Source organism: Nocardia sp. NPDC049149, from assembly GCF_043197455.1.
Taxonomy (GTDB): domain Bacteria; phylum Actinomycetota; class Actinomycetes; order Mycobacteriales; family Mycobacteriaceae; genus Nocardia.
This window is the reverse complement of sequence record NZ_JBICTD010000009.1, coordinates 119,113-145,267: the sequence shown is the minus strand read 5'-3', so window position 1 is coordinate 145,267 and position 26,155 is coordinate 119,113. Positions and strand designations below refer to the sequence as shown.

The following is a 26,155-nucleotide window of genomic DNA, read 5'->3' as shown; positions in this document are numbered from 1 at the left end:
ATGTCCTTCCGCGTCAATCGGACCGTTCGCGCAGGATCGCGGCGAGGTCGAGGGTGCGGACGGCACGCAGCCCAGGGAGCAGTGACACGGTCGCGACGCACACGACGGCGAGCGCCGCGATGCCGAGCGTGCCCGGCCGGACGACCAGGTCCAGCTGGAATTGGTCGTTGCGGTAGGTGTCGAGGAAGCTGCGGCCGCCGAGGACGCCGAGAACCAGGCCCGGTGCCACGCCGAGCATGGTCATCAGCAAGTTCTCGCCGGTGATCAGCCGCGCGACCATGCCGGGCGGCATCCCGCCCGCCCGCAGCACACCCACCTCGCGCCGCCGCTCGACAATGTTGATGGACATGGTGGTGAAGATGATTGCGAAGGCCATCAACCCCCCGAGCGCCAGCATCACGCCGATGAACACGAAGAAGAATCCGGCGTAGCGGTCGATGAGCCGGTTCACCTGATCGAGGTCCTCGAAGGCCGCGATGTCGGGGCGATCCGACAGCACACGGCGGATCTGGTCCGGATCGGTGCCCGGCGCGAGGCGAAGCAGTGCGGAGTTGACCGGAACGGGCGCACCGGCCAGCGCGTCGAGTTGTTCGATGGTGCAGTAGGCGAAGGTGCCGATCGGCTCGTCGAGCACACCGGCTATCGGCACCTGAACAGCCTGTGCGCCAGACACATTCACCTCGACGGTGGCGCCGAGATCGACGTGCAGCAGCGGCCGGATGCCCTTGCCGACGAGGATGCCGTTCGCCGGACGGGCGGTGGGTGAGCCTGCGACGGGACGCAGTCCGTGCATCGTAGTGTCCCTCGGCAGCGCGATCAGCACGGTCGAATAGGAATTGCCGCCCGAACGCAGGGTGACGGGAAGCTGCACCATCGGTTCGGCGGCGGTGACACCCTCGGCCGCGGTCAGCTCGGCCAGGCGGCGCTGATCGACCGGAGTGGTGAAATCGACTCGCGCGTCGGCGGTTTGCACCTGATGGAAGGACACGTCCAACGCCGTGGTCATGGTGTCGAGCATCGTCCACGAGGTGAGGATAACCAGTAACGACAACGCGGTGCCGAGCACGGTGCTCCAGGTCCGCCGTGGGCTGCGGCCGATATTGCGCAGGACGAGCAGCCAGCGTGCCGGGAGCCGGCGCAGCACCGGAATCAACCGCTCCGGCAGGCTGATTCGGCCGGACCCCGAGGGTGTGGCACCGCGCATCGCCGTCGCAGGCGGGGTGCGGAATGCGAGCAGCGCCGGCGCAAGCGCGCCGAGCGCTCCGGCCGCGACGCCGAAAGTCACTCCGCCGAGCAGGGTTATCGGCAGCACCTCGACCACCGCCGCCGACGCGGGCAGGTCGATCGCCCGAAGGTAGACGCTGGTCAGCGCGCCGGATCCAGCCAGCCCGAGCAGGATTCCGCCGAGCGCACCGGCCAGCCCGGTCGCGATCCCGTACTGCAGGTAGTGCCACAGCAGCGTCGCGCGACCGACACCGCCTGCCAGCAGCACACCGATGACCGGACGCTCGGCGCACACCCGCCGATGCAGCAGCACATAGGCCACCAGACCGGCGACGCTCAGGAACAACAGCGGGAACAGGTAGGAAAGCTCACCGAAGGCGTTGATGTCCATGCGCAGCAGCCAATTCGACGGCTGGTCGGCCCTGCTGACCACCTCCTCAGCGCCGTGCGCGGCGGCCAAGTCCTTGATCCGGTCCGCCGTGGCGACGCTCGGCGGTTCGGCGAATCGGATCAGTGCCTGTTCGGTGCTCTCCGGCGCAAGTGCGGTGGCCAACGGCTCCGCCGCGAAGAGCACGCCGAAGTTGTCGGGCAGCGGAAACATGTCCCGGCGGCTACGGGCGGGCCAGAGATACTCGGCCGAGGACGCGACGCCCGCGACCGAGACCTCGCGCCAGCCGTCGGTACCGAGCACCGAGAGCGTTGCGCCACTGCGCAACCCGAAGTGTTCGGCCATGTGGTGCTCGACCAGCACTTCGTTCGCGGCAGGATAGTGGCCGGACAGGATCGTCGGCGCGTTGACGGCGGGCGGCCGGTCGGCGGGCAGGCCGACGAGCCGGCCGCGCAGTTTGTCCGCGCCGACGCGCAGCGGCAGATCCGCCTGTCTGCGCACGACGGCATCGGCGACGCCAGGCACGGTCCGCGCCTCGGCCGCGAAAGCTGGTGCCGCGCCGCCGGTCACCCAGACATCAGCGAAGCGCTCCGTCTCGAACGTTCCGCTGTAGGAGGCGTTGAGATTTCGGTACGCCCCGTAAGCGGCCGTGAACAGGGCGACGCCGAGCACGATGATCAGCGTCTGCGCGGCGAACTGCGGCCACTGGGTGCGGATGTCGCGCAGCAGTTTCCGCCGCAGCGTCGGATGCCAGATCACCAGGAGACCTCGCTCGCGGTCAACGGGGCGTCCTGGCGGACCGCCTCGACGATGTGCCCGGAGCGCATGCGCAGCACGCGGTCGGCGATGGCGGCGATCGCGTGGTTGTGCGTGACGAGCACGACGGCATGACCGTCGCGGTGGCAGAGCTCTTGCAGGAGGGTGAGCACGGTGCGACCGGTGTCGAGATCGAGTGCGCCCGTAGGCTCGTCGCACAGCAGCAGTCGTGGCCGGTTCACCAGTGCCCGTGCGATCGCGACCCGCTGCTGCTGCCCGCCCGACAGCTGCGCCGGAAAACGGTGCGCGTAGTCGGCGAGGCCCACCTCGGCCAGCACCTGATGCACCCGGACCGCGACCGAGCCGCCGGTCAATTCGGCGAGGACCGCGATGTTCTCGGCGGCCGTGAGTGTCGGCACGAGACCGAAGAATTGGTAGACGAAGCCGAGCGATTCCCGGCGCAGTGCCGACATCCCCTTCGCGTCGAGGCCGGTGAGCGCGCGGCCGTCGATGGTGATCGCACCGGAGGTCGGGGTCTCGATGCCGCCGAGCACGTTGAGCAGTGTCGTCTTGCCGGATCCCGACGGCCCGAGCACGACGACCAGTTCGCCGGCGGCGATGGTCAGATCGCACGCCGCGAGCGCGTGCACCGCAGTGCCGCCGCTGCCGAACGTCTTCGAAACATCGTGCAGCACAGCCAGTGCAGCCTCCGCGGGCAGCGTGGCGGTGTGGTGCTCGCGGCCGGGGGAGTGTGCCATCGGCTACGCCGGCCCGCGGGTGGCGTGGACGCGGACCTGGCCGAGCCTGCCTGCCGCTCCCTGCTCGCCGAGCGTCTCGAAGAAGGCAAGCCCGTCGTCGAAAAGCTTGTCGCCGAGCACCTCTCGGCCTTGCGTCTCGAAGATCCGATAGGACTCGGCCCAGCGCCGGTTGATCGCGACGAACATCGCGGTGCTGTCCTGTATCTCGATGTCGACAAATCCGGCGTGCGCAAGCAGGCGCCGATATCCTGCGGGTGTCTGGGCGAACAGGCGGCCGTAGACGGTCAACGCCCGCAGCGTCTCCGGGTCACGCGGAAACGGGCCGGTGAGCACCTCGTCGGTGAAGGCAAGGCGGCCATTGGGTTTGAGCACCCGCGCACATTCGGTGAGGACCCGGTGCCGGTCCGGTACGATGACGAGGCTGTCCACACTGAGCACGGCGTCGAATGTCGCGGCAGGATAGGGCAGGTCACGAGCGTCGCCGTGGTCGAAACGGATCGGTGGCTCGGTGGTGACCCGTCTGGCGATGTCGATCGCGGGCTCGGAGTAGTCGAGGCCGGTGAATGTCGCGCCGGTGGTCGCGGCGAGGTAGCGCGCGATTCCGCCGGTGCCGCAACACAAATCGAGCACGGCTTGCCCCGGCGCCAATCCGGCGGCGCGGGCGATCTCGCGCAGCTGGTCCCTGGTCGTCCAGCTCAGCTGGCCGACATAGCCGCCCCAGTTCCGCCAGAGATAGGCCATCATGGCCTGCCCGGACGGGGTGAGCGTGATCTGACGGTGGGTCAGGTCGTAGATGCCGCGGGTCTCCTCGATCACGGTGCGCACGAGAGCTTCTCCTAATCGTTGGTTCTCATGACGTCAGCGACGCGCCGCCGTCGGCGGTGATGGTCTGGCCCCTGATCCAGCTCGCGTCGTCGGTGCACAGGAACGCGACCACCTTGGCGAGGTCCTCGGGTCTGCCGATCCGCTTCATCGGACCGACCTCGGCGACCTGGCGCATCCACTCGTCGGCGCCGGCAAGCGCGCGAATGGATTCGGTCTCGATGAGCCCGCCACAGACCGTGTTGACGTTGACGCCCGGCGCGAGTTCGACTGCCAGATATCGACCCATCGATTCGATGGCGGCCTTGCACACACCCATCCCGCCGTAGCTGGGCAGATAACGGCGGCTACCCATGCTCGACAGCAGCACGATGGCGCCGCGCCCCTCCGGCATCAGCTCGTAGGCCGCGCGGCAGCCGAACAACGCCGCGGTGATGTTGGTGTCGAGGGTGTAGCGCCAGTGCGGGGCCTCCATGGCGAACAGCGGTTTCATGATCGCCGACGCCGCGTTGTTGATGTAGAAGTCCAGTGCGCCCCACTGCTCGGCGATATCCGCGAAAAGCTTTTTCAGCTGGTCCCTTTCGCCGACATCGACGCGAAGGGCGAGTGCGCGCCTGCCCTTGCGTTCGATCTCGGTCACCACCTCGCGGGCCGCGGATCGTCGGCGCCAGTAGGTGAGGATCACGTCCGAACCGCGGTCGGCGAACTCCAGTGCGATCGCCCGGCCGATGCCTCGGGAACCGCCGGTCACCAGGACGGTGCGCCCTGCCAGATCCGCTGACATACCCGTTGCCTCTCTTTCGATCTCACACCGCGCCGAGGACCAGCGCGGCGACCTCGGGCCCGTCCACGTTGCGGCTGAGCGTGAGCAGATACGGTGCGTCGAGCGCCGACGGCCGGTCGACGATCTCGACCTCGCGCGCACAGTTGTCGGGCACACCGAGATTGAGTGTCGGCGGGACGATGCCGTCGCGGATGCTCAGGCAGGCGAATGCCGACTCGGCGACATCGGTGGCGGGGCCCATGTGCCCGGTCGCGGCCTTGGTGCCGGTGAGGCGCGTCCGGCGTTGGCGCGCCAGGGTTTCCGCGATGCCGCGCAGCTCGGAACGATCGCCGTCCGCGGTGGCGTCACCGTGTCCGTAGACATAACCGACCTGGCGGGGATCGACGTCGGCGTCGGCGATCGCGCGCGCGATCGCGTCACGGACGCCGCTGCCCTCGGGATCGGGGGCGAGCGGACGCCCGCGATCGGTGGCGGCGCCGAAGCCGACGATCTCGGCCAAGACGTTCGCGTCGTTGGCGCGTGCCAGGTCGAGATCGGCGAGCACGAGCGCGGCCGCGCCCTCGGCACAGACGTATCCGTCGCGGTGCAGGTCGTACGGCCGGACCGAGCGAACACCGTCGCGGCAGGCGGAGGTCAACCCGAACTCGTGCAGGGCCAGCCGCGCGAATTCATCGGCGCCCGCGTCGGTTCCACCGCAGACGGCGACGTCGACGCGACCGTCGCGCACAGCGCGGAAGGCCCGGCCGACGGCACACAGACCCATGGCCGATCCGTCGACCAATGTGCTGTTCGCGCCGCAGATCTCGTGGCGGATGGTGATCTGGCACAGCGCGGCATTGGGCAGACCGGAGAGCAGGAAGTCCGGCTTGGCCCGGCGCAGCGCGGCCTGGCCGAGCTGGTGGTAGTCGAGCGTGCCGTCCGAGCGGCGTGCGGTGGCCAGCACCGGCGCGAACCGCTCGAGATAGTTCTTCTCGTCCTCGTTTTCGTTGGAGCCGATGTAGATGCCGCGTCGCGGCGCCGCGGCTGCACGGAAGACGGGTCCCGCGTCCGCGACCGCCAGATCTGCCGCGAACACACCGAGCCGGGAGGCCCTGGTGAGTCGTTTGAGATGCTTGCGATCTATAGGGGCAATCGGGTGTTCGGCGTCATCGACCGCGCCGAAGTACCCGAGCTCGGGCGCAGAGTCGTCGTCACGGCGCCGTAAGCCGGTCTCGGCGGCCAGAATTCGCTGCCACTGTCGGCGATAGTCGGTACCGAGGCACGACAGCACGCCCGCGCCGACGACGGCCACCCGGCGCCTCATTGCCCGTTCACCTTCGACCCGTTGAGCAGCAGGACCTGATAGTGCCGACGGGTGGCCTCGGGATCCTCGAATTCGGCCAGTGGATAACTCCGGCAGCGGAAGGTCGCGGTCGCGATCTTGCGGCCGTGGGCCTGCGCCGTGCCGCGGAACTCCATCTCGGTCCCCGGGACCGGCGAGGTGCCGCCGTCGAGGTTGTCCACTTCGACGGTGAGCCGGTCGCCCGGCACGGCGAAGTCGATGAACTTGCTGTGCTGTACTGCGCTGAGCACGACCGTCGTCTGGAACTCGCTGCCGATGACGACCAGCCAGCGCGCGAGTTGGGTCATCGCCTCCAGCACGAGCACACCGGGCAGAATCGGCTGCTGGGGAAAGTGATCGGCGAAGTAGTCTTCGCTCATCGCGGCATTCTTCACACCGACGGCTCTGCGTCCGCCGTCCAAATCGGTGATCGCGTCAACCATGAGGAACCGCACGCCGAACTCCTATCCCACTCCGCCGACCAGAATGGCCTGCCCATTGAGGTATGCACTGGCTCGCGCGCCGAGAAAGACCGCGATATCGGCGACGTCGTCGGGCGCGATCGGGCGCGGCATGGCCGCTCGTCGCGCGAGATAGCCTGCGACCGCGCGGATATCGACGTCGAAGCCGCCGAAGTACTCCCGGCTGACGCCGCTGTCGGCGAGCGTCGGGCAGATCGCGTTGACGCAGATGCCGCGGCGCCCGACCTCCTGTGCGACGCTGCGGGTGAAGCCGATGACCGCGGCCTTCGCGGTCGCGTACGCGACTTCGTCGGCGCCACCGGTCAATCCGAGCGCCGAGGACACGGTGATGATCCGGCCACTGCGACGTGGCAGCATCCGGCGCACTGCCTGCCTGCTGCAATAAAAGACGGTATCGAGGTTGGTCCGGAGCATCCGGTGCCAGTCAGCGTCGGTGTGGAAGACCAGCGGCGAGCGCAGTGCACCGCCCGCGTTGTTGATCAGGACGTCGATCTTGCCGAAGGTTTCGTCGGTGTGCTCGAACAGCCCGGCCACCTGGTCCGGCGCGGTCAGGTCCGCGACGAAGATGGAAATCGGCACGGCGGCAACGGCTTCGACCGCCTTGGCGGTGGTCTTCAGCCGGGTCTCGTCCAGATCGGTGAGCACCAGCGACGCGCCTTCTTCGGCGTAGCGCGTGGCGATGGCCGTGCCGAACACGCCTGCGGCGCCGGTCACGAGGGCGACGGAATCACTGAGCCGGTTCATCGGTGCACCGCCCCGGCCAGCAGCACGTAGGCAACGGCGTAGTCACCGTCGTGGCTCAGCGCCACTGCGGCGCCGGTGATGCCGAGCCGCCGGGCGAGCGCCATCATGCGGTGGTGCAGCAGCAACCGTGGTGCTCCGGTGGACCGGCAGACCTCGATATCGCGCAGGCGCTTGGTCGCAGGTGGCACGCCCAGGCCGACATGTAAGGCCTTCAACGTGGCCTCCTTGGCGCTGAACCGTGCGGCGAAATGCGGTGCCGGGTCGCGGAATCCGGTGCAGTAGGCGATCTCGTCGGGTTGGAACACTTGATCGGCGAACGCGGTGCCCGCGGCGAGCAACGTGCGCACCCGACCGACCGCGGCGATGTCGACGCCGGCCGTCATCCCGGTGCTGCCCGAGATCGCGGGCAGCAGAAACGATGTCGCTACGGCCCGGGTCACGACAGTTGCTCCGCGTCGTGCGGGGCGCCTGCCACGCTGACGGTCGCACCGTAGTGCCGCTCGACGGCACGCCGGTAGGCCAGGTTCAGGCCGATGACGGCCCGCTTCTTCGCCGCGGACTGCGGGCCGGGCAGCGGGGTGTTCATGCGATAGCGGCGCAGCCGCTGCCGGGTGATCTCGCGGGAATAGGCTCTGGTGTAAAGGTATTCGAGACCTTCCTCGAGCTGACCGACGGTCATCGACACCGGAGCCACCGAGGCACGCAGATGCGAGGGCCCGCCGGGGCCCGGGTCGACCATGCGACCCTCGCGCAGATGCTCCGCGTACAACGGCACGCCCGGTCCGCTGCCGAGCGGATTGAAATGGCAGATCTCGATCTCGTTCTCGACCACGAACTCCAAGGTCCGCTCGAACACGTCCGGTGTATCGCCCGCGAAGCCGAAGACGAACGACCCGATAACCCCGATGCCCGCATCGTGCAGGCGGCCGATGAGCATGCGGTAGTCGGTCGGACGGCTCCAGCCCTTGTCCGAGGAGATCAGGTTCTCCGGGCGCACCGACTCCAAGCCGAGGAAGACGAGCATGCAGCCCGCGCGACCGGCCGCCTCGGTCAGCGCCGGGCGTTGGGCGATGGTGATCGTCGCCTGACTACCCCACAGCAGCTGCCTCGGCTCCAGCTCCGCGAACAATGTCCGCGCATAGCGCGGATTGCCCACGATGTTGATATCCGAGAACTGGACGAAATTGCCGGTGCGCGCGTCGATCTGGGCGAGCACGTGCTCGATCGGGCGGGTGCGGAACGCCTCGTGGTGGTACCGGGTCTCGATGCAGAAATTGCACGAGAACGGGCAACCCCTGGTGGCTTCGACCGGAAACACATAGTCGTGTGGCGGCAGATGTGCGGGACCGTACTGCGGCAACGTCGCCAGATCCACAGGGCCGCCCAGGTATTGGGGGAGCAGGCGGCCGCTGCTCGCGTCGTCGAGCACCTGCGGCCACACCCGCTCGACTTCCCCTCGGATCACCGAGGCGGCGCCGATGTGGCCTGCCTCGGGGTCGTAGCTGGGGAAGTAGCCGTCGATCACCACCGGTATGCCCAGTGCGCTGAAACCGCGCACCAATTCGCCGGTTCGGCGCTCGCCGAAGAACTTCGAGGTGACGGCCACCAGGTCGACCTCGGCGAAGCGGGCGAAATCGGTGATGGGCGTGGAGTTCTCGTCGATCACCGTCACTTGATGCTCGACCGAGGTCATGGCCGCGCGATAGGCGAGGTTGACCGGAACGGGATTGAGCATGCGGTTGCCGTAGATCACGCTCTTGTCCCGGACGTCGGGGTTCACGAGTAGTACGTGCATATGCGCCATCCTCAGACTGGTGTCATCGCGTCGTCGGCGGCGCGGCGCACCACCAGGGTGCCGTTCTGTCCGCCGAGACCGAACGAATTGGTCAGCGCCACCTCGACCGGCAGCTGCCGCGCGGCGCCTGGCACGTAGTCGAGATCGCACTCGGCATCGCGATGGCGATAGTTGACCGTCGGCGGCACGGTGCCGGTACGCACGCTGAGCACGGTGCTGATGAATTCCACCGCGCCACAGGCGGCGATGAGATGGCCGGTCATCGACTTGTTCGCGGTGATCGCGAGTTGTGCCGCCGCGCTGCCGAAGACGTGTTTGATCGCGATGGTCTCCACCCGGTCGTTGAGCAGGGTGGCGGTGCCGTGTGCGTTGACGAGCCCGACCTGCGCCGGGTGCACGTCCGCGTCGGCCATGGCCGAGCGCATCGCCAGTGCCGCGCCTGCGCCGGCCGGGTGCGGTTCGGTGAACCGGTGTGCGTCAAGCGATCTGCCGAATCCGGCGACCTCGGCATACCAGGGGGCCGAGCGGCGGCGGGCGTGCGCCTCGGTCTCCAGCACGACCATGCCCGCGCCCTCACCGACGACGAAACCCGTTCGGGTGGCATCGAACGGCCTGCCGGTCCGGCCGGGAAGATTGTCGAAGGACGGTGCGCCGAGCGCAACGAGCCCGGCCATGCCGAGCGGGTTGATCATGGAATCCATTGCGCCGCACAGCACGACGTCGAGGTCACCGCGGCGGAGCTGCCGGAATGCGGTGCCGATCGCGTGTGCGCCCGCCGCGCAGGCCGAGGTGATCAGGGTGGTCGGGCCCGCGACACCGAGGTGACTGGCCAGCAAGCCGATCACCAGGTCCTGTGGGTCGCGGATCAGCGACACCGGATCGATCGCCGCCAGATCGGCCAGCGGCATCGGCACACGGAACCGTCCGTCCGCCCCGAGATGTCCGGCGATATCGACCATCCGGACCAAGCCGAGCCCCGCGCCGAGCACCAGCCCGACCCGGTCGGTGTCCGCCGCGATCGGCTCGCCCGACCGACGCAGGCCGCTGTCGGCGAGCGCCATGGCGCAGGCCGCGAGTGCGAAGCGCGCCTGCCTATCGTCGCGTAGTGCTGCCGGAAACGGCCCGTCCCAATACTCTTCGACGTCGAAGTCGGCGACCTCGGCGGCGATGCGGGTCGGCAGCGAGGACGCGTCGAACAGGGTGATCGGCGCCTCGCCGGAGATGCCTGCGACCAGGCTGTCCCAGAATTGCTTGTGGCCCAGCCCGATCGGGGTGACCGCGCCGAGTCCGGTGACCACCACGCGATTCACGAGATCACCGGCTCGGTCGGTACGGCCCTGATCTGTTCGAGCGGCCAGCCGGAGTAGTAGCGGAACCGATTCTCCTCGGCCGCGATCTCGCGGGGATCGGTGATGTCTTGCAGGACATAGTTGAACCGCGCGACGCGGGCGATCGGCGTCGCGTCGTCGTAGGCCGCACAGCTGAGCTGGGCCCACCGCTTGCTCAGACTGAGCATCCGCGTCTCGACCCGCATCGCCTTGCCCGGCGCGAGCTCGCCGACGATCTCAGCGCGATCGATAATGCAGAGGAACGCGGAGACGGTGAAATCGGTGCTGTAGTGCACCAACCAGCCCGCAACCTGCGCCATCGATTCGAGCAGCAGCGAACCGCTCAGCAGCCTGCGGCCCGCGTAGCCCGCGCCGAGATGATCCTCGGTGAGCGAGACGTGCTTGACCGCGACCATGGTTTCGCCCTTGGTCGCCTCGAGCACCCGGTCATAGAGCAGGAAACGCATCACGCCACCTTCGCTTCGTACGCTCCGAACACGACGCATTCGCTTTGGCCTTGGAAGCCGGCGGCGAGGCACGCGACGGTATCGCCGTTCTGTACCTGTCGTGGGTCGCCGCGTACCAGATCCAGGTCCGAATCAAGCTCGGGATTAAGGAGATTGGCGACCGGCGGGACATAGTGCTCGGTAAGGGTGTGCACGGCGAAAACGCTCTGCAACGGCAGCGCCGCGGCCAGCGGATGGCCGGTGGCGCCCTTCGTGGACGTCACGGGAACTGTGCCGGCGTGCGTGCCGAGCACGGCGCTGATCGCGGTCGCCTCGATGCTGTCGCCCGACGGCAGTCCTGGCGCATCGGCGTACACGCAAGCGAGCCGGTCCGGTGTCACCGCGGCGTCGTCGAGCGCCGCGGCGAAGGACCGTTCGATGGCCCGGCGCGGCGGATACGGTTCCCGATCCGGCGCCCCGAGGGCGGCGCCGTGGCCGAGCACCTCGGCGAGAATATGTGCGCCCCTTGCCTTGGCGTGCGTGAGTGTCTCCAGCACGAGCATCGCCGCGCCCTCGCCCGGCACGGTTCCGGTGCGGTCGCGATCGAACGGCCGGCACGACACGGCAGCGGGATCGGTGGTCGTCGCGACGATGCCGAGGTAGAGAATGCGTTGCAGCGCGGACAGATTCAACCGGGGGCTGACGCCGCCCGCTAGCATGACCTCGGCCTCGCCTTCCTGCAGCATGCGCAGCGCGGCGCCGATGGCCTGCCCGCCCGCTTCACCGAACGGGCTGAACGAGGCATTCGGTCCGTGCAAGCCGTACTGCATGGCGATCTGGCAGAGCGTTGCGTTGTTCAGCATCACGATCGACACCATGGGGGAGATCGAGCGCCACCCGCTGCCGCAGAACCGGTCGACGTCGAATCCGCCTGTCCCGTCCATGGATCGGCGTGCCGCGAGCTCGAGATCGGCGATGTCGTAGTCGATCATCGTGACGCCGAGGGTGATGCCGGTCGCGTCGGCGTCGATGGTGTCGCGGTCGAGCGCGGCGGCGGCCAAGGCCTGTCCGGTCGCGGCGAACGCCATGTGCGTGTGCAGCCGCATGGCGCGGGCGGCTTTGCGATCGGTGATCCACTCCCGCGGGTCGATGCCGCGTACCCGGCCGGCGGCCAGCGGCCGGTCTGCGTCGTCGTGCAGGGTGAGGTTTTCGGCGAGATCGTGCAGCGGTGCGACGCCGGATGCGCCGCGCAGCAATGCTTTCCACTGGCTGCGCGGATCGTTGCCGAGCGCGGACACCGCGCCGACGCCGGTCACCACCACGCGGTCACGCATGACCGTTGCCCTCCGCAGCGCCCGGCCAGCGGCGCAGCACGATGCTCGCGTTCTGGCCGCCGAAGCCGAACGAATTGCTCATGGCGACCTGTACCTGCTGCGCACGAGCGACATTCGGCACATAGTCCAGATCGCAGTCCGGGTCCGGGAATTCGTAGTTGATGGTCGGCGGCACCAGTCCGGTGTGGAGCACGTGCAGGCAGGTGACGCATTCGATCGCGCCCGCGGCGGCGATCGAGTGACCGATCATCGACTTCTGCGAGCTGATCGGAATCGAGGTCGCGCGATCGCCGAAAACCTTGTGTACGGCCCGGGTTTCGGCCCGATCGTTGATCAATGTCGAGGTGCCGTGCGCGCTGATGTAGTCGATGTCCTCGGCGCGTAACCCGCCGTCGATGAGGGCACCCGACATCGCCAATACGGCGCCCTCACCGTGCGGCGGGCTGTCGGTGATCCGGTAGGCATCACAGGAGGTGCCGTACCCGGCCACCTCGGCCAGCGGTTGGGCGCCACGGCGGAGTGCGTGTTCGAGCTCCTCGAGGACGACGAACGCGGCGCCCTCGCTCATCACGAAGCCGCAGCGTCGGCGATCGAACGGACGGCTGGCCGCCGAGGGCCGGTCGTTGAACTTGGTGGCCAGCGCGGTGAGCAGATCGAACGATGAGATGCCGAGGAAACTGAGCAGCGAATCGCAGCCGCCAGCGAGCACCACCTCGGCGTCGCCCTCGCGGATCCACAGGGTCGCCTCGCCGATCGCCTGGGTGCCCGACGCGCACGTCGCCGATACCGTCATGGTCGGCCCCGCCGCGCCGCACGCGTTGGCCAGCGTCGCCGCCGGCGCGTTCTTGCGCAGGGTATGGCGTTGCGCGGCAAGCATTCCGACGAACTCCCGGCCAGGACCGCCTGCGCCCGTGGTGAGTTGCCTGGTGTGCAGAAGCCCGTCCAGCGCGCCGATGTCATACATCTGACCGGACGTGCCGACACACACCCCGAACCGCTCGGCAGGCGTCTCGGTCAGCCCAGCCCGGTGCACCGCGGCGGTGCCAGCGGCAAGCCCGAGTTGGACCACCCTGGGTGCCGCAGCAGCCAATTTCTCGGCGTCCGCCAGATATCCGGCCGCGGCCGCCGCCGCGAGGAACCCGTCCTCGACCTCACCGGCCACCTGCGAGCCGAGCCCGGACGCGTCGAATCGGGAGATCGTGCGAATTCCGGAGCGGCCGTCGACGAAGCCACGGAAGGTCGTCTCGGCGTCCCAGCCGAGTGGAGTCACCATCTCGGCCGCGGTGATGACCACCCGCCGCGGGTGCGCTTCGCCGGGCATCGCTCACTCCGAGATCGCGCCGGCCGGCGCGGGATCGCCCGCCTGTGCCGTCGCGGCGGCCGCCTCGGCGGCCTGCGCGCGACTCTGCTCGACCAACCGCGCCACCTCGTCGAGATCCCGGATCTCCTCGAACCAGTTCTGGTTCAGCTCATCTCCGGGGATCGCGGTGAGTTCGGTGGCGCACTTGTCGCATTCGGCGTGGAACTCGCCGTCCGCGTTGCGCACGAAGGTGCGGTTGCCGCCGCAGGACGGGCACGTCTCCGGGATGGTGTCGAGCAGCCGCTTGCACAGGCCTCCCCAGGTCTCGACCGTCCATAGCGCGGCAACGTCTTCGACCCGCATCCCCGGCTCGACCTTGCTGAGGTCGACACCGAGCAGGCGCTCCCGGACCAGGTAGGCGCCGAGCGGGGTCAGCCTGCGCAACGTATCGACGGCAGCGCCCGCGCCGAAGACGTCCTCGGCCTGTTCGTTCAGATCGTCGCGTGGCACGGAGATCGGCAGGAACTGCTCGAGCCGGAACGTGATGTCCAGGAAGTCGATCGATTCCGCGCCGAGCTCCGGAATCAGCAGTCTGTCCGACGTCACGTCGTCCAGTTCGACGGCGAGCGCCAAAGCGACTGCGCTGCGTACGATGTCGGAGAGTTCGTCCGAACTCAGCATGGAACTCACAGCGTTCCTCCTCGGATCGATGTACGGGGGGTTGGTTCTGTCTGGGGGTGGATTCAGCCCTTGGCCGTGAGCCGGGAGTACCGGGCAAGCACGCCGTCGAGGCGTCGGTAGAGCTCGTCGACCTCGTCGGTCGTGATGGTGAGCGGCGGCACGATGCCGATGGTTCCGCCGAGGCCTTCGGCGCCCTGGCTGCCGATGATCAGTCCGCTCAACGCGAGCCGGTCCTCGATCACCTGCCATTGCTGTTGCGGGATCGGCTCTTTGGTCGCGCGGTCCTTCACTAGTTCGATGCCCATCAGGAGTCCCGCGCCGCGGATGTCCCCGACGATCGGGTGCTCGCGCAGGTTCTCGAACTTGTCGAACAGGTACTTGCCGGTCTGGCGCACCTGGTCGACGATGCCGTCGCGCTGCATGATGTCGAGGGTGGCCAGCGCCGAGGCGCAGCACAGCGGGTTGCCGTTCGTCGTGCTCCCGGTCGCGATGAAACCGTCCACCGCGGTGAGGAATTCGCGATACACGGCGTCGTGTACGACAACGGCGCCGAACGGCAGATAGCCGCTGTTGATGCCCTTGGACAGCGCCAGGAAATCTGGACGCACCCCGAAGTAGTCGGCGCCGAACCATTCACCCAACCTGCCGAATCCGGTGATCACCTCGTCGTAGGCCAGCAAAATGTCATTGCTGTCGCAGATTTCGCGAAGCCGTTCGTGATATTCGCGGGTCGGCACAATTGCGCCGCCGACACCGAGTGCCGGTTCGATCAGGACACCCGCGATATTTCCCGCACCGAGCCGCTCGATCATGGTCTCGACGGCGTCGGCACAGGCGAGGCTGCATGTTCCGGCGCAGCCGGATTCGCAGCGGTAGGCGTACGGCGATGGTGCGTGATGGAAGCCGGGCATCAGCGGCTCGAATTGCTGACGGAACCGGCGGAAGGCCGAGCCGGTGGCGCTCAACGCGCCGTAGGTGACGCCGTGATAAGCCCGATCCAGCGCGATCACACCGAGTTTCGTGGTGTCCTGGCCGAAACGGATCCGTTGATACTGGCGCATCATCTTGAGAATGGTCTCGTTGGCCTCGGATCCGGTGGAGGCGTAGAAGACGGTGTTCATCCCCTCCGGCGTCACCGCGGCCAGCCTGCGGGCGTATTCGTCGGCGGCTTGATGCGTTGCGCGTTCGATGGGGAAGTAGAGCAGTTTCCCCGCTTGTTCGCGGATGGCCTCGATGATTTCCGGATGCGCGCCACCGAGGCTCAGATTGCACAATCCGCCGAAAGCGTTGAGATACTTGTTGCCTTCGGTATCCACCACCCACACGCCGTCGGCGGAGGCGATACTGATGCCGCGCTTCCGGAAACCGCGCATATTGGTGAATCCGTGCCAGAATGTCGAATCTGTCTCCGACTCAATCTGATTCGGCATGACACTCCTCGCGTCGCCATTTCGAAGACGGACCGGAATGGAAGATGTTCTGAGCGAACCGGTCTCGTGTTGGAATGACGATAGCGTTGGGTACGGACCCGTTTCCTCAGCCGTACGATCACACCTGACTCAACGCTTGGTGGATGCTGTCGCGGCGCTCAGCTGAGCATTGAGAGAATCTGTCGATGAGACGGCCAACGTTGCGAGATCCCATCCGGCCCTGCGACACTGGAGTCCGGCCGCAGTGGCTTCGGCGAGGATGGTACGCATGTCCATCGCCCACCACTCCTGGGTGCTGATCGACTCCCGGACCGTCCGATCGTCCCGCAGCACCCGGCAGATCGTGGTCAGCTCGATCCGGCCGGAAACCGCCGCAGGCCGTGAGCCGAGCCAGATCTCGTGCCTGCATTCGCCGAAGCGCGCTGCGCCGACCCGGATCGGCCGGACCGTTCGCGTCGCGGGAAAGGGCGCGGCGTCGACGACGGCACGGCAGCCGGGGGCGAGTCGGTCGGCGAGCAACTGCCACAACCGATGTCGATCCTGCGGCGTCAGATACCCGAGCACGCCGCAGGCGACCACGCCGCCGAGTCGGTCGGGGAGGGCGGTTTCCTCCAGGGTGGTCGCGGCGATCGTCACCCGCCGCGCGAGCGCGGGATCCGCTTGCACCCTGCTGGCGAGTGCGGCCCGCATGGCAGGGGAGGGCTCGATCGCGAGGATCGGCACGTCGGCCAGTGCGGCGCCGACGATCTCGACGACGAGGCCGGTGCCGGCACCGACATCGACGATCGGTGAATTCGTCTGTGCGGCAGGGGTCATGGCGTTCGCCAGTGCGGTGGCGCGCGGCTTCCAATAGGGGCGACCGGCGATGTCGTAGAACTCGGCGGCGTCGCCGTAGATATCGGCCATGACGGTTCACCGTCCCCCGGTCGGCAGCGGTTGCGTGCGCAGGCGATGTTCGAGGATCTGTTGCATATTGCGGAGTTCCAGCACGTCGCACGCATGGAACAGTGGCCACATCGTGCCTGGCCAGCTCCGGCGGCCGCGGGGAGACAAGTGCGGGTACGGATTCTTGTCGTAATACGGGTGCCGCCAGATCGTCCACGACACGAGCGCGCCGCTGCGGTTCTGCACGTGGCGCGCGGACAAGACGCGGCCGCAGAACACCATCCACAGATCCTCGCCCTGGTCGAACGCCGATTCGTAGTCCACGGTGCCGACCTCACGATTGCCGATGATGCGCAGGTGGATCTTGGTGTCGGGATCGGTGGCGTCCTCGCCGATGTAGCGTCCGGTGTCGCCGTCGGGCCGGAAATTGCGCATGCTGTAGGTGTATTCCTCGACGCTGCGGATATCGACGAGATAGTCGTAGAGCACCTCCGGCGGACAGTCGACGTATTGATGCACGGTGTACACGTCGGCGTCGACGGTGCGGCCACGCAGCTGCTTGGTCAGCGCGAGCAGCGTGGCGGTCGCGTCGGCGCGGGAGACCGTTTCGCACCGGAACAGTCCGGGGATGTCGTCCAGCGGCATGGTTGTCATGAGATGCTCCCTCGGGATCTACATGGGGATGTTGTTCCAGCGGTCGAGTTCGCGGCAGATCACCGGTGTCGGGAAATAGCGCAGCCCCAGATCGCGAAAGTGCCGGGCGATCGGCGATTCGAGCATCATCACGTCCCCGACCACTCGGGCACGGTGCTGTTCGGCGTCGACCCTCGGCATGCGGCGGCGGGCGAATCTGGTGAGGGCGATGTCGATGTGCGCGGTGTCGACCCGCACCAGCTCGTCGTCGAGCACCGCTGCCGACTCCATCGCCAGCGAGGCGCCGATGCCGGTGGTCGGAACCAGCCCAGCGGCGGCATCGCCGAGCAGCACGATTCGTCCCCGGATCCACTGGGGCACCGTGACTTCCACCAGATCGATACATTCCACCCGGTCGGCCTCGCGCAGTGTGCGCAGGATCAGGCTGTCGCGGCTCTCATCGTTCGGCGGCCATGGCTCGGTGCCTGTGTCGTTGAACGACCGGGAGATCGCGACGAAGCAGGCGACGCGATCCTGTGTCGGATAGGCCGAGACGATCTGGCGCAGACCCCACGTTTCGTGCAGCTCGCCGGGCGGCGTCACACCGCGCCGCGCCCACCAGCACCAGATGCGCCAGCCGAATCGGTGCTCGGCGGTATGCAATTCGGCCTGCTGCCTGGTTCGGGAACGGATGCCGTCCGCGCCGACAACCAGATCGAAATCGCGCTCTCTGCCGTCGTCGAACCGGACGCGCACGGTCGAGCCGATCTGGCGCATCATGGCCACCTCGGTCTCCAGATCGACCGGTGTGCCGCCGTTCGCCGACTCCAGGATGGCGAGCAGCTCGGCGCGGGGCGCCGCGCGCGGCAGGCCGTCTCGCTTGCCGAGCCGGTCGAGGTCGAAGGTGCGCAACACCTTCCCGTCGCGATCGTGCACGACGTAGCGCTGCAGTGGCGCGCTGGTGTGGATGAAGGAGTTCCACAGGCCGAGACCGTGCAACACCCGACTACCGGTGGGCCACACCGTGATAGCGGATCCGGCATGGCCGTAGCTGCTGATCGTGTCGATCACGGTGGGGCGCAGCCCGCGTTGGCGCAGCCGCGCGGCCAGGGTCAGCCCGGCGATGCCGCCGCCGACGATCAGGATTCTCACCTGGTGGCTCCCTGAGGCAGCGGCGCGGAAAGCAGTGTCGCGGCGGCGGCTTCGCCGGAGCGGCAGCATGCCTCCAGCGAGGTGCCGAGCAGATAGTCACCGGCCAAGGCGATGCCGGTGTGCGGAGCGGTCGCGGCGGTGAGCGCGTCCAAGAAGTCGCCGTAGTGCGGCAGGTAGCCACAGTATGCCTGCGGCCAATGCCGGATCGCCGCAGCCGTGCTGGACTGCGGTGCGATGCCGAGGTGGTTGCGCAGTCGCCGCTCGGTGTCGGCGACCAGGTCGAGGACCTCGGTGTCGGTGGGATCGGTCAGGCGGCCGCGTCTACCGGAAAAGGTATAGCGGACCAGGTTTCTCGTCGCTCTGCCATAGCTGCCCGCGTTGCTGCACGGCTGATCGTCCAACGCGATGGCGCGGACGTCGGCGGCGAAGACATCGTGCACGTAGTGCACGACGGCGACCGTTGCCGGGAAGTATCGGACCGAACGGAGCAGTCCCGCAAGGGGTTCCGACAGCGGCGCCAGCATCGGCGCGGCCGCATGGGCCGGGGTGCAGACGGCGACGGCGTCGTAGCGCGTCCGTGTCGGTCTGCCGTTGGCGTCGACGAGGTCGAGGAGCACGTCGCCGTCGGCCTTCGTGATGCCGGTAACCGCTGTGCGGTACCGGATTTCGACGAGCGACTCGACCCGTGCCAGCAACGCGGAGAGTCCGGTGGTCGGCTGGTCGAAGCGGTCGATCAACATGCCCATATTGACGGCGAAGTTGCCGAAGTAGGCTTCGTCGGGTTCGGCGCCGTTCATCCGGACGGTGATCGGACGCAGGAAGTGGTCGGCGGTGTTGCGGTGAAAATGCGCGGACAGCGGCCGATCGTCGTGGCGGCCGAGCTTCCTGGCCAGATCGGAGCCGAGGAAACGCGCCGACTCCGTTGTCCGCACCTTTCGCGCGATGCCGTCCAGTTTGATCAGGTCACGCCAATCGCACATGCGCACAATGGCGCCCATCGCCTCGGTGCGATTCTCGCTGTCGAGGCTGACCAGCTTGCCTGCGACGATCCGCGAGGTGTTGATGCCGAACGGCTCATATCCGGTACCGCCGAGGCGTTCGAGCAGCGCGCGCAACCGGGTGTAGCCGCGCCCGATGTTCTTGCCGCCCAACAGCACTTCGCGGTCGCCGAGTGCGGCGACGCCGATCCGGCCGCCGATCCGGTCGTCGCGTTCGACAATCTCCACCGCGCAGCCGGCCTGATGCAGCGCCAGCGCGGCGGAGATACCGGAAACACCGGCCCCCACCACCGCGACTCGGTCCGGTGTCGTCATCGGCTTGCCCTCCTCAGCCTGAACCGGATTCGTCGAGCACGTCCAGGGTGATCGCGCCGAGCGACTCGCCCGCCTGCTCGAAGCCGACGCGCACCCGATGTCGGTCCGAAGTCGCACCGGCGGAAGTGGTTTCGGCTACCGTTGCCTGGCATCGGGTGAGCAGATCGGGTTCGCAGAAGTTGCCGAAATCGACATCGCAGCCGACGATCAGGCAGTGGTGCGCCGCGGTGCCCCTGTGCTCGACGAGCGTCGCCAAGCAAGCCTGCCTGGCAGCCTCCAGCATCAGCATGCCCGGCACGTGATCCATCGGATGGTCGAAGAAGAACGGATGGGCGGGATCGAAGGTCAGCAGGAACGTCATCCCGCTGTCCGTCGTCCGCGCCCCCTCGGCGAGCAGGACGTTCTTCGGATGATGGCGACCGACCCGGTCTGGGGCGAGCATGGACGAGGGATCGACCGCGCGCGTCGGTTCGGGGTTGCGTCCGAGCGTCTTCGTGCGCGCCCGCTGGCGGATGTACTCGTAGTAATGCAGTGGTAGCGGCAGCCAGCGCCCGCCGGCCCGCGCACACTCGTTGCCGTCGACGATGATGGTCACCGGGTGCTTGGCGAGTCCCTCGGAGGTGCGGGCGTTGACGATGGTCACCACCCGCGCGGGATCGGGTCCGGTGCGCAGTCTTTCGGGCGCGAAGACGTCGATGCGCATATCGCGAAAGACCAGGAACTGGTTGTCCGGCACCTTGACGAATTCGTGCGCCACATACTCGGTCACCTGCCTGGTGACCTCCATGATCGCGATGGTGTCCAGATAGTCGGGATTGCCGCCGTCGTTGAAGAGCATGTGGCTGCGCGGGAGCATCGCGGCGACTGCCCATTCGCGCTTGCCGATGACCGCCGCGTCGGTGAGGAATACTTCGTTGACCGCGCTGCGATGCACCAGCGAGCGCGGCACCGTCTGTTCGAAGCGCAACTCCGACAACGCGTTTCGATCACCATCCGGCGTAGGCCGGGTTGTCACTGCTGTGGTGTCCACGGTTCCCCTCCTGCGAGGCGCTTATCCGTGCCGCAGCCGCCTGGCTGCGCGTTCGTCTCTCGGGGAGCGTATCGACGGGGCCGGCGCGAATCATCGTGCGTTCGCTGACGTGATCTCAACGTCTGACCGAATACCGGTGCCGCAGCGGGCGATACGCTCGTGCGGTGCTCGATACGCGCTCGGCCCAGTGTGCGTTGATCTTCCCGGGTCAAGGCGCACAGCGACCGGCCATGGGCGAGCGTTGGCGGGATACGCGCCAGTGGCGCATCGTCGGTCAGGTATCCGAATGGACCGGATACGACGTGGCCGAGTTGGTGCTGCGCACCGGCGAAGAGCGGTTGCGGAGCACCGATGCGGCGCAGGTGTCGATCTTCACGATGTCGTTGATGGCGCTGGACTATTTGACCGAGCACCGGCTGATCGGGCAGGTGCGTGCGTGCGCGGGGCACAGCTTGGGGGAGTACACGGCGTTGGTGGCGGCGGGCGCGTTGTCGCCCTCTGCGGGTGCGCGACTGGTTGCGGCGCGTGGCGCGGCGATGCGGGTCGCCACCGAGCGGCTACCGGGGACGATGGCGGCGATCCTCGGCGCGGGTAGCGATGTCGTCGAACAGTTCGCCGCCGCGGCGCGTGCGGAGGGTGCGCAGGTGTGGGTGGCCAACGTGAACGGGCCGCGGCAGCTTGTGGTGTCCGGGACTTCGCCGGGTGTCGACGCGGTCGCTCAGGCGGCGAAGCTGGCCAGGCTGAAGGTCGTGCGGATTCCGGTCGGTGGGGCGTTCCACACGCCGCTGATGGCGTCCGCGGCGCCGCCGCTGCGCCAGGCGTTGGACGCGGTCGACTTCGAGGCGACCGGAGTCGACGTGGTCGCGAATGTCGACGCCGGCCTGTATTCGGCTGCGCGGTGGCGTGATCTGGCGGAGCGGCAACTGACCGCGCCGGTGCGGTGGACCGCCGTGCTCGCGACGCTGAGCAGGCTCGGTTGCACGCGGCTGGTGGAGGTCGGGCCGAGTCGGGTGCTGGCCAAGGCGATCGGGCGAGGCGAACAGGCACCGTCGGTGCGGTACTTCGGCTATCCAGGAGAGTGGGAACCGTGAGAGGCAGCTTCAGTGGCCGGGATCGCCTGACCGAATTGGATTGTGTGCATTTGCGTCTCGACAGCATCGGTCATCCGATGCACTGGATGCTCGGGCTCTCGCTCGAACCCGGCGAGCCGATCACCATCGAACAGCTGCGTGCCAGGGTGGCCATGCGGGTGCGCGAGCACGAGATGTATCGGCTGTGCCTGCCGGAGCGGCTTCGCAGGCGCCCCGCGTTCGTGCATGCCGACGCCGCGGAACCACACACCAGGGTGCGGCGAGCGGTGGTGGCGGATCGCATTGCGCTGTTGCGTGCGGTCGAGGAACTCATGGCGACGCCGATGAGTCGCACCGCGCCGCTCTGGGACGTCACGCTCGTCGATGAGGAGGATCGAGGGAGCCAGACGGTGCTGCTCCGGGTGCACCACTGCCTGAGCGACGGCGTGGCCGCACCGGGATTCGCTGCCCTTGTCGTCGATGCAGACGGGGTCGGTGATCACGCCAGATTCGTTACCGCGCCGCGGTTTCCGTTCAAGCGGGCGCTCACGTGGCGCACCTGCGTCGAGATGCCTCGGCAGTATTGCGCCGCGCGTCCGGTGCGCAGAGGCGGGCGGGCGGCGCCCTTTCCGCCGGCGGACTGCGTCAGGGCGGTCGCGGAATTCTCGATTCCGATACGGCGGTTACGGCAAGGCGCGGCGAGCGCAGCAGGGTCGAGCACCGAGTATCTGCTCGCTGCCGCCGCCGAAGCCTATCGGCAGATGACCGCGCGGGCCACGACCGACGGCCTGCGCATCATGGTGCCGGTGACCCTCGACTCTGAGTTGCGCCACACCGGCAACGCCACCGCGTCCGCGTTCCTCGATGTCGACACGTCGGGCGCGCGAATGACCGATCGGGTTGCGGCAGTACGGGAACGGATGGCCGCCATCGATCCGGTCGATCAGGCGCGGGCGCTCGCGTCGGCGAGTGTGGATCTGCAGTACCTGCCGTGGCGCGGGCAGAGCTGGCTGATGGCTCGGATGGTGCGCGACACGTGCCAGCTCAGCGTCAGCATCACGCCGGGATTCACCTTGCGGTACACCGTATTCGGGCGTGCCGTGCGTACGACGCTGCCGTTGTCGCCGCTGATGGCCGACGAGCTAATGGTGACCGCGTTGATCCTGCGCGATCAACTGACCGTCGGCGTGGTGGCGGACCCGCGGGTACTGCCCTGTGCTGTCACGGATTTCGCTGAGTGCTTGCGCGAGCTGCTGCTCGATGCCGACGAGGTGTCGCGAGCCGGCTAGTTTGTCATGGCTGCGGATTCCAGCGGGTGATCTCCGAGATCACCATGTTCTCGGGCATCGCGCGCACCACGGCGTTGCGTACCGCGGTCCCGAATCTGGTGCGGCGCTGCATGACAGGGATCAGCCAGCGGGAGCGATTCTGCACCGCGTCGACTCGGGTCCGGCGGCGGCCGACGTACCGCCGCAGCGCGTCGGGTACCTGGGCGGCATCGACCTTCGACAGCTCCTCGGCGAGCACGAGGGCGGACTCCATCGCCATCGATGCGCCGACACCGGCCGTCGGCAGGAACGCCGCGCCCGCGTCGCCGAGCAACACCACTCGGCCGAAGCGCCAGTTCGGCAGCCGCAGATCGTCGAGATCGAAAGAGCCGACACGGTCGATGTCGCCGAGTGCTTCGATCATCCAATTCTGCTGTCCGGCAACGCCGTATAGCCGGTCGCGCAGCTGCGTCGGCGTGGTCGGTGCGCCGGAGGCGCGGAGGGCGGCGGCGCAGCCGACCTGTCCGGTCGTCGGGTTGTAGCCGAAATATCGTCCTACACCCCAGAACTCGTGGGACTCGTCCGGAGCGACGCCGAAACCCGGTGTCCACCAGGTCCACAGCCGGAGCCCGCTGCGACGCATCGGCACGTTGCCTGCGACCAGCCTGCGTATCCCCGAATCGATGCCGTCGGCGCCGACCACCGCGTCGAACTCGGCTGTTGTGCCGTCATCGAAACGGACCAGGACGACGTTGTCGTCTTGGTCGAGGCCGGCCACTGTGCGCGCCATGCGCACCTCGGTGCCCCCGCCGAACGACCCGAGCAGTTCGATCAATTCGGACCGCCGCAGCGCCCTCGGGACACCGTCGTCGCCTAGGCGGCCGCGGAAATCGAAATCGCGCAGCCTGCCGCCGCCGTCGGTATGGGTGGAGTAGGCGTTGATCGGCACGGTCAGCGCCTCGAACCGGTCACCGAGTCCGAGGTGGTCGACCACCAAGCGTCCCATCGGCCACAGGGTGATCACGTAGCCGACATCGCCGTACCTGGCCACCTTCTCGACAACCGTCGGCTCGATACCGTTGCGCCGCAACGCCGCAGCCAAGGTGAGGCCTGCGATACCGCCGCCGACGACCAGAATTCGCGGTGTGCCCGGCATCATGATCGTTCCTTCCTCGCCGATCCCGCCAAGCGTATTTCCAGGACCGGACCGGATCATCGTCCGACAGTTGATCTCTGCGCCGAACCGGACCATTCGTTGAGCACAGTCGGATCATTGGGCCCAGGACCGCCGCGACGCCGGTCGATACGCTCGCTGTGCCACCCGCATTCCGAACCTCGCGCGGCTGAGGAGGTCCCTTGACCGACGCCACGTTGCACGTGCTGCTCGACATCTTCGAGACCGATCTCGGCATGGAAGTCCCACACGCCGACCCCGCGGAAATCCTCATCGGCGACCTGGGATTCGACTCCGTCGCCGCCGCCATCGGGATAGTCGCCATCGACGAACGTCTCGGTGTCCGCCTGACCGAACAGGAGTTGGTCTCCTGCTGGACGATCGCGGACATCGTCGACCTGATCGACGCGGGCCTGCTCTCGAAGAGTGCCGCGCCTGACCCTCGGCCCGAATAGGTTCACAGAGGCTCGGCGCTATTCACAAGGGTTACAAACTCTGTGAACAGTCGAGATGGTTTGTGGGAGTTCATTCCGGTCGCCCGGATCGCGGACAGGCTGCTGAATCCGGGGGGCCGTTCGATACGACGGGCAGCACTTGGTCTTCGGGCGACGATGCCGGGATCGGGTGCTGGTTCGTTCAGCGGACTGCGCCTGGACTGGTGGTCGCTCGCTGGGCAGCATGGGTTGTGTAGTCGCAGAGCCGAATTCGATGGCGGCGACGCTCCATTTTCGGGCCATCGACCCGATGCATCCGTGCTTCCGGGTGGTTCACGAAAGGGCATGTGGGACATGAGAATCGCATCATTGCTGCGTTCGGCGGCGGTTGTCGCCGCCGGTGTGCCGATCCTGCTCTTCTCAGCGGGACCCGCATACGCGGGCACCCAATGGTTCAGTGACGGGGATCCCTACACCGTCACCGTCGCATGCGCCCTCGACGACGCCCAAGTGTGGTGCGTAGCCTCCTTCGCCACATACCAGCTCCCGATCCCGGCCCCGACCTGCGAGGCGCCCGCCGTCCCATTCCCGAAGTTCACCCTCGCCAGAACCGGCACCACCCAACTGAGCTACGCATGCGGAACAGGCATCTACCGCCCCGGCCCCCAATTGCCTCCCGGCAACACCATCACCAACGGCCCCATAACCTGCACCGGCCAACCCCCAACCCAGGGCATCCAGTGCACGAACGGCCAGCACACCTTCCGAATCTCCCGCACCCAATACACCTTGACGTAAACCCAAATCGACTGCGAGGCAGGCCAGTAGCCGAGGTCGACACCTCCCGGGTAGCGGCGGAGTGCCCGCAACCGCACCCACGTCCCACTCGACGAGACACACCCGCACGCTACCCACGCGAACGGGACATGGCTGCACCAACTCTCGCGCCGGAACCATGCCTAGCAGGCGAGCCTCGCATCGACGTCAGAGAATTGGTCGTTGACCCGCATTGACGGGAGAGAAATGGTTGCCGAGCGGCGTTGACGGTAGTCGAATGGTTGCCGAGCGGCGTTGACGGTAGTCGAATGGTTGCCGAGCGGCGTTGACGGTAGTGAAATGGTTGCTGCGCGCCATTGACGGGAGTCCTATGGTTGCCACCCGCCCGAAAACGGCCACCATACGACTCCCGCCAACCTCCCTCGAGATCACTTCCCCGAAAAGATCTTTGAACCGGACCACAGCCAAGCAACCCGGCTGGGACGAGAGAACCCGTGACTGACTGCGGAGGTCAGCCGGGTACGGCACACGACGCCACCACGCTATCCAGTGCAAACCCCGAAACTGTCCTGCTCGCCAGGAGACCGTTCAACCCGCGGATAAAACCACCACCCCAAACGCAACACGCCCTACGAAACCCACACCAACCCCCAAAGCCGCGCGTCCGAGACCGCGCGCTTCCGAGGCCGCGGCCCCACGGGTCGGGTTGGATTGTGTCCGTGCCGCTTTGGGCTCGGCGAAGGCAAAGCTCCTTCGGCTCCACGGTCTCCTGACGAGTACGGCAGCCCAGGGTTTGCACCCGATTAGCGTGGTTGCGTCGTCTGCC

Annotated in this window: 25 protein-coding genes; 4 read left to right on the top strand and 21 right to left on the bottom strand. The window is 67.6% G+C overall.

Translation table 11 applies throughout. The features are described from left to right. Window positions 1–13: 13 nt before the first annotated feature. From ACGFNJ_RS32255 to ACGFNJ_RS32160, 20 genes are all read right to left on the bottom strand, one after another. Window positions 14–2,371: an ABC transporter permease gene (locus tag ACGFNJ_RS32255; RefSeq protein ID WP_393456812.1), complete on the bottom strand. Its 2,358-nt coding sequence runs from the start codon at window positions 2,369–2,371 to the stop codon at window positions 14–16. Continuing rightward, a complete protein-coding gene (locus tag ACGFNJ_RS32250; RefSeq protein WP_393456809.1) occupies window positions 2,368–3,126 on the bottom strand; it encodes an ABC transporter ATP-binding protein in 759 nt (252 codons plus the stop codon). Before ACGFNJ_RS32250 ends, ACGFNJ_RS32255 begins: the two co-directional genes overlap by 4 nt. A 3-nt stretch (window positions 3,127–3,129) precedes the next feature. Continuing rightward, the gene (locus ACGFNJ_RS32245; RefSeq protein ID WP_393456806.1) at window positions 3,130–3,951 is read right to left on the bottom strand and encodes a class I SAM-dependent methyltransferase; all 822 of its coding nucleotides are present in this window, start codon (window positions 3,949–3,951) and stop codon (window positions 3,130–3,132) included. A 25-nt stretch (window positions 3,952–3,976) separates the two neighbouring features. Beyond that, on the bottom strand, window positions 3,977–4,732 hold the full coding sequence (locus tag ACGFNJ_RS32240) for an SDR family oxidoreductase (protein ID WP_393456803.1): 756 nt from the start codon (window positions 4,730–4,732) through the stop codon (window positions 3,977–3,979). A 22-nt stretch (window positions 4,733–4,754) separates the two neighbouring features. Then, entirely contained in the window at window positions 4,755–6,035 is a 1,281-nt protein-coding gene (locus ACGFNJ_RS32235) for a beta-ketoacyl-[acyl-carrier-protein] synthase family protein (RefSeq protein ID WP_393456800.1), read from the bottom strand. Further along, window positions 6,032–6,508 carry a 3-hydroxyacyl-ACP dehydratase FabZ family protein gene (locus ACGFNJ_RS32230; RefSeq protein WP_393456797.1) on the bottom strand — a complete coding sequence of 159 codons (477 nt, stop codon included), beginning with the start codon at window positions 6,506–6,508 and terminating at the stop codon, window positions 6,032–6,034. Before ACGFNJ_RS32230 ends, ACGFNJ_RS32235 begins: the two co-directional genes overlap by 4 nt. Window positions 6,509–6,517: 9 nt before the next feature. Then, complete coding sequence (locus tag ACGFNJ_RS32225; RefSeq protein ID WP_393456794.1) at window positions 6,518–7,279, bottom strand: SDR family NAD(P)-dependent oxidoreductase; 762 nt, start codon at window positions 7,277–7,279, stop codon at window positions 6,518–6,520. Further along, window positions 7,276–7,719, bottom strand: coding sequence for a holo-ACP synthase (locus ACGFNJ_RS32220; protein WP_393456791.1), 444 nt, complete (start codon window positions 7,717–7,719; stop codon window positions 7,276–7,278). The genes ACGFNJ_RS32225 and ACGFNJ_RS32220 overlap by 4 nt, the downstream gene beginning before the upstream one ends. Beyond that, window positions 7,716–9,074: a B12-binding domain-containing radical SAM protein gene (locus tag ACGFNJ_RS32215; RefSeq protein ID WP_393456788.1), complete on the bottom strand. Its 1,359-nt coding sequence runs from the start codon at window positions 9,072–9,074 to the stop codon at window positions 7,716–7,718. Before ACGFNJ_RS32215 ends, ACGFNJ_RS32220 begins: the two co-directional genes overlap by 4 nt. A gap of 11 nt (window positions 9,075–9,085) precedes the next feature. After that, window positions 9,086–10,384, bottom strand: a complete 1,299-nt coding sequence (locus ACGFNJ_RS32210) for a beta-ketoacyl-[acyl-carrier-protein] synthase family protein (protein WP_393456785.1) — start codon at window positions 10,382–10,384, stop codon at window positions 9,086–9,088. Further along, window positions 10,381–10,869 (bottom strand): hypothetical protein, encoded by a 489-nt coding sequence (locus tag ACGFNJ_RS32205; protein ID WP_393456782.1) that lies wholly within the window; start codon window positions 10,867–10,869, stop codon window positions 10,381–10,383. Before ACGFNJ_RS32205 ends, ACGFNJ_RS32210 begins: the two co-directional genes overlap by 4 nt. Beyond that, entirely contained in the window at window positions 10,869–12,182 is a 1,314-nt protein-coding gene (locus ACGFNJ_RS32200) for a beta-ketoacyl-[acyl-carrier-protein] synthase family protein (RefSeq protein ID WP_393456779.1), read from the bottom strand. The genes ACGFNJ_RS32205 and ACGFNJ_RS32200 overlap by 1 nt, the downstream gene beginning before the upstream one ends. Further along, window positions 12,175–13,503, bottom strand: a complete 1,329-nt coding sequence (locus tag ACGFNJ_RS32195) for a beta-ketoacyl-[acyl-carrier-protein] synthase family protein (RefSeq protein WP_393456776.1) — start codon at window positions 13,501–13,503, stop codon at window positions 12,175–12,177. Before ACGFNJ_RS32195 ends, ACGFNJ_RS32200 begins: the two co-directional genes overlap by 8 nt. A gap of 3 nt (window positions 13,504–13,506) precedes the next feature. Continuing rightward, window positions 13,507–14,163 carry an acyl carrier protein gene (locus ACGFNJ_RS32190; RefSeq protein ID WP_393457448.1) on the bottom strand — a complete coding sequence of 219 codons (657 nt, stop codon included), beginning with the start codon at window positions 14,161–14,163 and terminating at the stop codon, window positions 13,507–13,509. A gap of 62 nt (window positions 14,164–14,225) precedes the next feature. Further along, window positions 14,226–15,593: an aspartate aminotransferase family protein gene (locus tag ACGFNJ_RS32185; RefSeq protein ID WP_393456773.1), complete on the bottom strand. Its 1,368-nt coding sequence runs from the start codon at window positions 15,591–15,593 to the stop codon at window positions 14,226–14,228. 129 nt (window positions 15,594–15,722) lie between these two features. After that, window positions 15,723–16,499: a class I SAM-dependent methyltransferase gene (locus tag ACGFNJ_RS32180; protein ID WP_393456770.1), complete on the bottom strand. Its 777-nt coding sequence runs from the start codon at window positions 16,497–16,499 to the stop codon at window positions 15,723–15,725. 6 nt (window positions 16,500–16,505) lie between these two features. Beyond that, complete coding sequence (locus ACGFNJ_RS32175) at window positions 16,506–17,132, bottom strand: SRPBCC family protein (RefSeq protein ID WP_393456767.1); 627 nt, start codon at window positions 17,130–17,132, stop codon at window positions 16,506–16,508. 18 nt (window positions 17,133–17,150) lie between these two features. Then, window positions 17,151–18,263: an FAD-dependent oxidoreductase gene (locus ACGFNJ_RS32170; protein ID WP_393456764.1), complete on the bottom strand. Its 1,113-nt coding sequence runs from the start codon at window positions 18,261–18,263 to the stop codon at window positions 17,151–17,153. After that, window positions 18,260–19,576 carry a protoporphyrinogen/coproporphyrinogen oxidase gene (locus ACGFNJ_RS32165; RefSeq protein WP_393456761.1) on the bottom strand — a complete coding sequence of 439 codons (1,317 nt, stop codon included), beginning with the start codon at window positions 19,574–19,576 and terminating at the stop codon, window positions 18,260–18,262. Before ACGFNJ_RS32165 ends, ACGFNJ_RS32170 begins: the two co-directional genes overlap by 4 nt. Window positions 19,577–19,589: 13 nt before the next feature. Further along, window positions 19,590–20,606 (bottom strand): ScbA/BarX family gamma-butyrolactone biosynthesis protein, encoded by a 1,017-nt coding sequence (locus tag ACGFNJ_RS32160; protein WP_393456758.1) that lies wholly within the window; start codon window positions 20,604–20,606, stop codon window positions 19,590–19,592. 164 nt (window positions 20,607–20,770) lie between these two features. Here ACGFNJ_RS32160 and ACGFNJ_RS32155 point away from each other — a divergent pair, with 164 nt between their 5' ends. After that, on the top strand, window positions 20,771–21,697 hold the full coding sequence (locus ACGFNJ_RS32155) for an ACP S-malonyltransferase (RefSeq protein WP_393456755.1): 927 nt from the start codon (window positions 20,771–20,773) through the stop codon (window positions 21,695–21,697). After that, complete coding sequence (locus ACGFNJ_RS32150; RefSeq protein ID WP_393456752.1) at window positions 21,694–22,965, top strand: wax ester/triacylglycerol synthase domain-containing protein; 1,272 nt, start codon at window positions 21,694–21,696, stop codon at window positions 22,963–22,965. The genes ACGFNJ_RS32155 and ACGFNJ_RS32150 overlap by 4 nt, the downstream gene beginning before the upstream one ends. A 4-nt stretch (window positions 22,966–22,969) precedes the next feature. Here the strand turns inward: ACGFNJ_RS32150 and ACGFNJ_RS32145 are convergent, their stop codons facing one another. Beyond that, window positions 22,970–24,103: an FAD-dependent oxidoreductase gene (locus ACGFNJ_RS32145; protein WP_393456749.1), complete on the bottom strand. Its 1,134-nt coding sequence runs from the start codon at window positions 24,101–24,103 to the stop codon at window positions 22,970–22,972. A gap of 197 nt (window positions 24,104–24,300) precedes the next feature. Between ACGFNJ_RS32145 and ACGFNJ_RS32140 the strand changes: the two genes are divergently transcribed. Together ACGFNJ_RS32140 and ACGFNJ_RS32135 are read left to right on the top strand one after the other, a co-directional pair. Next, a complete protein-coding gene (locus ACGFNJ_RS32140) occupies window positions 24,301–24,573 on the top strand; it encodes a phosphopantetheine-binding protein (protein WP_393456746.1) in 273 nt (90 codons plus the stop codon). A 333-nt stretch (window positions 24,574–24,906) separates the two neighbouring features. Beyond that, complete coding sequence (locus ACGFNJ_RS32135; RefSeq protein WP_393456743.1) at window positions 24,907–25,350, top strand: hypothetical protein; 444 nt, start codon at window positions 24,907–24,909, stop codon at window positions 25,348–25,350. Window positions 25,351–26,155: the final 805 nt, after the last annotated feature.